Here is a 4,778-nt window from a genome sequence, read left to right on the forward strand (position 1 = left end):
GGCCCCGGCAGCCCCGGACTGGATTTTCGTGGCCAGGGTTTACCTGCCGGGGCTGCCCGCAACGTCGCGCGCATACCGCGCGGCGCCCATGTCGATTACCGCGCCCGCTGCCAGGCCAGCCGCAATCAGGGTCGCGTCAATCGCGGTCATCTTTCCTCGCGGCGTTACGGGGGGCAGCCTGCCGCTGTATGCTATGTCCCTGCTGGCCTGTCATCAGCCGCGCCGGAAACCATTTGTGAACCATGCGGCCTCACATGATGGCCGCCCGGGCGCACGCCCGTCTCGCCGTTGTCCAGAGGAAATCCCGCGCATGTCCGCTGCCCCCGCTTCGATTGCCCGCCTCATCGCCCGCGAACTCAATGTCGAAGAAAAACAAATCAGTGCGGCCATAGACCTGATCGGCGAAGGCGCGACCGTGCCCTTCATCGCCCGTTACCGGAAAGAGCGCACCGGGGGCCTCGACGACACCCAGCTGCGCCACCTCGCCGCCCGGCTGACCTATCTCACCGACCTGAGCGCGCGCCGGGACACCGTCCTCAAATCCATCCGCGAACAGGGCAAACTGACCCCCGCGCTCGAAAAGCAGATCAACGCTGCCGAAACCAAGGTCGCGCTCGAAGATCTCTACGCCCCGTTCAAGCCGAAGCGACGCACCAAGGCAACAATTGCGCGCGAAGCCGGCCTCGCCCCGCTGGCCCAGCAATTGCTCGCCAATCCGAACCTCAGCCCAGCCGAGATCGCCGCGACGTTCGTTTCGAAAACCAGGGGTGTCGCCTGCGCCGCCGAAGCGCTCGAAGGCGCACGCCATATCGTCGTCGAGACGTTGGCGGAAACGCCGGAAATCGTCGGCGCTGTGCGCGAAAAAATGTGGGCCGAAGGCAAGGTCCGCTCCTCGGTCGCCAAGGGCAAGGCGGAAGAGGGCGCCAAGTTCTCCGACTATTTCGATTTCGACCAGCCGATCGAACAGCTGCCCTCACACCGCCTCCTCGCGCTCCTGCGCGGCGAGAAGGAAGGCGTTCTGAAGATCAGCCTGAATATTCCGCATACGGATAAAGAGGTTCATCCGGCTGTCGCCGTGGTGATGTCAAAGGGCGCCATTTCGCGCAAAGGCCGCCCCGCCGATGCATGGCTTGCCGAAACGGCGGAGATCGCCTGGAAAACCCGCCTTGCGCCCGCCTGCACGAACGACCTGTTCGCCCGCGTTAAGGAACGCGCCGACGGCGAAGCGATCAGCGTCTTTTCCAAGAACGTGAAGGCTCTGTTGCTCGCCGCGCCGGCCGGCCCGAAAACCGTCTTGGGCATCGATCCCGGCATCCGTACAGGCTGCAAGATCGCGGTGGTGGACGCGACCGGCAAGGTACTCGAAACCGCCACAGTCTATCCGCACGAACCGAAGCGCGACTGGGCCGGCGCCCTGATGACGCTCGCCAAGCTTGCGAAGAAACACAAGGTCCAGCTCGTCAGCGTTGGCAACGGAACCGCTAGCCGCGAGACCGACAAGCTCGTCGCCGAACTGGAATCTAGGATGCCGGACCTTGGCCTGACGCGCGTCATGGTCTCCGAGGCCGGCGCGTCGGTTTACTCGGCGTCTGAACTCGCAGCGAAGGAATTCCCGGACATGGACGTCTCGATCCGCGGCGCTGTCTCCATCGCCCGGCGCCTGCAAGATCCGTTGGCGGAGCTTGTTAAGATCGAGCCGAAAGCCATCGGCGTTGGCCAATACCAGCACGACGTTGACCAGTCAGCGCTCTCCGGTTCGCTCACCGCCGTGGTGGAGGACTGCGTGAACGCGGTCGGGGTGGACGTTAACACAGCCTCCGCGCCATTGCTTGCCCGTGTCTCCGGTCTCAACGAGACGCTCGCCTCCAACATCGTCGCCTTCCGGAACGAGAACGGCGCTTTCAAGTCGCGCGCTGCCCTTAAAAAAGTACCCCGCATGGGCCCGAAGGCGTTCGAACAATCCGCCGGCTTCCTGCGCATCCGCGATGCTAAGAACCCGCTTGATGGCTCTGCTGTCCACCCGGAAGCCTATGAAGTCGTCGAGCGCATCTCGGCGAAAACCGGCCGCGACGTGAAGAGCCTCGTCGGCGACAAGGCTTTCCTCTCGAAACTGAAACCGCGCGATTTCGCGGACGCCACCTTCGGCGAGCCGACCGTCGCCGATATCCTGAAGGAACTCGAGAAGCCCGGACGCGATCCGCGCCCCGAATTCAAGACTGCCACCTTCAGGGACGGTGTCGAGAAGCTGACCGACCTGCAGCCGGGCATGACGCTGGAGGGCGTCGTCACCAACGTTACCGCCTTCGGCGCCTTCGTTGATATCGGCGTCCACCAGGACGGCCTTGTCCACATCTCGGAACTCTCTGACACCTTCGTCAAAGATCCGCATACGGTCGTTCGTGCGGGGCAGGTAGTGCGCGTGCGCGTCAAGGAAGTGGATGTTGCGCGCAAGCGGATTGCGCTCAGCATGAAGTCCGAGACCACCGCCGAGCCGCGCGGCTATGCTGGCGCGCGCCGCTGAGCGCTACTTTTTCGCGCTGAATGCATCGGAACACTGGGCGGCGTGATCGCCCTGCGCCCGGAAGCTCAGGCAGTAGACTGACGCACGCGTACCGTCCGTAAAGGTCGGGCGTCCGTGCCAGTCATGTTGTTCGCGCCCGCCGCTCCAAAGGTGAACTATCAGGCGGCCCGGCGCTTGCGGGATGGCATGGAAGTCAGGCGTGGCAGTGTGCACGAGCTTGTCGTCGACATACCAGCGGATCTCGTCCGGCTCCCACTCGAAGGCATAGAGGTGCACTTCTTTTGTCGCATCGAAGCCGAGCTGCACATAGATCGATCCGGCGGCCTTGCCGTCGGTAAAGTAGTTCAGGTGCAGCTGGCGCGCCCGGTTGCCCAGGAATTCGATGTCGATCTCGTCGTGCGGATCGCCGAACTGGCCGTGCGTATGGGTGAACATGGCCGATACCGTGCCCGAGCCTCTGGCCGGCTTCATCACCACTTCATACCGGCCATAGTGGAAAAAGCCCCGCCGCTGGTACTCGGCCCCGGCGATAGTCTTGTATCCGGTCTTCTCGCGGCGGACCTCGAGATCGATCCGGTTCTTCTCGAAGTGGATCAGGTCCGCCTTCCACGCCGGATGGGCCGAGTTCGGATACATGAAATCAGATTTGTACCAGTGCGCCGCATCATGCCTGGGCCCGAACTGGTGCCGAAAAGAGCCAGACGGCTCGCGGCCTTGAGCCCCGGCAGGTCCCGGGGACGCCGCCGCTACTTTTTTGGCGCCGTCCGCCGGTGGATCGAGCAACATTGCCAGTGCGCCAAGGACCAGGCACGCGACCAGGCCGAACGCGCCTACGGTGTGAAGCTGGTAGGGTCTGACCGCTCCGTTGCCGGCCATTGCCGCGTGCTCCCGTATGTTCCGGGCGCTCTGCGTCCCTTCGCTTGTGTCCGGATCTGACCGGCCGGCTTACTTTGCGCCGACCGACAGTAGCACGGCCGGAACCGTCTTCAGCATGATCCCTATATCACCGGCAAACGTGTTCGATTTGACATATTCCGTGTCCATTTCGACACGCTCGGCATACGACACGTTGCTGCGCCCGCTGATCTGCCAGATGCCGGTCAGACCCGGACGCACGCGGCAGTAATATTCGAAGCCGTCGCCATACTTCGAGCGCTCGTAAAGCGGGATCGGGCGCGGACCGACGAACGACATTTCACCGCGGATGATGTTCAGCAGCTGCGGCAGCTCGTCGATCGAGGTCGCGCGGATGAACTTGCCCAGCGGCGTGATGCGCGGGTCGTTGGTCAGTTTCTGGGTGAGGTCCCATTCACGCTTCGCTTCCGGGCTGCTCGCCAGCAAGGCGTCCAGGCGCTCAGCAGCGTCCGGCACCATCGAGCGCAGCTTGAAGCACTGGAAGGTTTCGCCGTTCCGGCCCCAGCGTGGCTGCGAGTAGAGGGCTTTCTGGTTATCCTGCAGACGAATCAGGAGACCCACAACGAGAAGCAGCGGCGCAGCGAAAACGAGCGCAAGCGTAGCGATTGAGATGTCAAAGATCCGCTTCGGGCTGAAATCGCGGCCTTCTGGCGCGCCACCAGCTTCCTCGTGCGAATGCGCGTCGCCTGTCAGACTTCCTGTCTGATCGCCGTATCGGAAATCCATGTAGTTCCCCTTCAAAGTCTACTCTGCCCGGCGCAGGTCCAAGCTTTGAAGGTGCCCCCACGGCGCCACACAAAGCCATTCCCTTGTCCTGAACCGGGCAATTGCAAACTGTATACCACTGCTGCGTTTGCGAATTAAGAGGAATTTAGCAAATTCACCTGTGGCAAGAAGTATTCGTTAAATATTACGCCACTGTAATGCCATTTTGCTCCTGGCTGTGCAGAATACCCAAAATAACGGCGTTATAAGGCGTTTGCGGCCTCGTCATGCGCTGCCATTTGCCAGGTTTCCGATATGAAAAAGGCGTTGTGACAGGACGCGGCGCCTTTTCCCCGGGAAAAAAATAGCGGTGCCGGTCAGAAGATCCGTTCACCAACCCGGAGTGTGTCACCCGGTTTGACCACGGTGCCCGGTGTCAGGTCGTAGGGAATCTCGCGGTCCGAATCCATGCTCTTGATATAGATCACCCGCTTGTTCGCGCGGTAGGTGAACCCGCCAGCAGCGGCCACGGCATTCTGTACGGTGAGACCGCTGGTAAAGGGATATTCGCCAGGGCGGCCGACTTCGCCGAGAATGTAGAAGGGGCGGTAGTTGATCACTTCGGCGCTGACGCGCG

4 protein-coding genes are annotated in these 4,778 nt (G+C 62.3%); 1 reads left to right on the forward strand and 3 read right to left on the reverse strand.

The annotated features are described in order from the left end of the window. The first annotated feature begins 310 nt into the window (after nucleotides 1-310). Entirely contained in the window at nucleotides 311-2,521 is a 2,211-nt protein-coding gene (locus WEA77_RS05570; RefSeq protein ID WP_368066879.1) for a Tex family protein, read from the forward strand. 3 nt (nucleotides 2,522-2,524) lie between these two features. Here WEA77_RS05570 and WEA77_RS05575 read toward each other — a convergent pair whose 3' ends face one another. The 3 genes from WEA77_RS05575 to WEA77_RS05585 all read right to left on the reverse strand — a co-directional run. Then, complete coding sequence (locus WEA77_RS05575; protein WP_368066880.1) at nucleotides 2,525-3,157, reverse strand: family 16 glycosylhydrolase; 633 nt, start codon at nucleotides 3,155-3,157, stop codon at nucleotides 2,525-2,527. Between the two features lie 309 nt (nucleotides 3,158-3,466). Further along, entirely contained in the window at nucleotides 3,467-4,162 is a 696-nt protein-coding gene (locus WEA77_RS05580; protein WP_368066881.1) for a sugar transferase, read from the reverse strand. Between the two features lie 356 nt (nucleotides 4,163-4,518). Beyond that, on the reverse strand, nucleotides 4,519-4,778 hold a 260-nt coding region (locus WEA77_RS05585), incomplete at its 5' end, for a polysaccharide biosynthesis/export family protein (RefSeq protein ID WP_368066882.1).

This window comes from Hyphomonas sp. (genome assembly GCF_040882205.1).
Classification (GTDB): domain Bacteria; phylum Pseudomonadota; class Alphaproteobacteria; order Caulobacterales; family Hyphomonadaceae; genus Hyphomonas.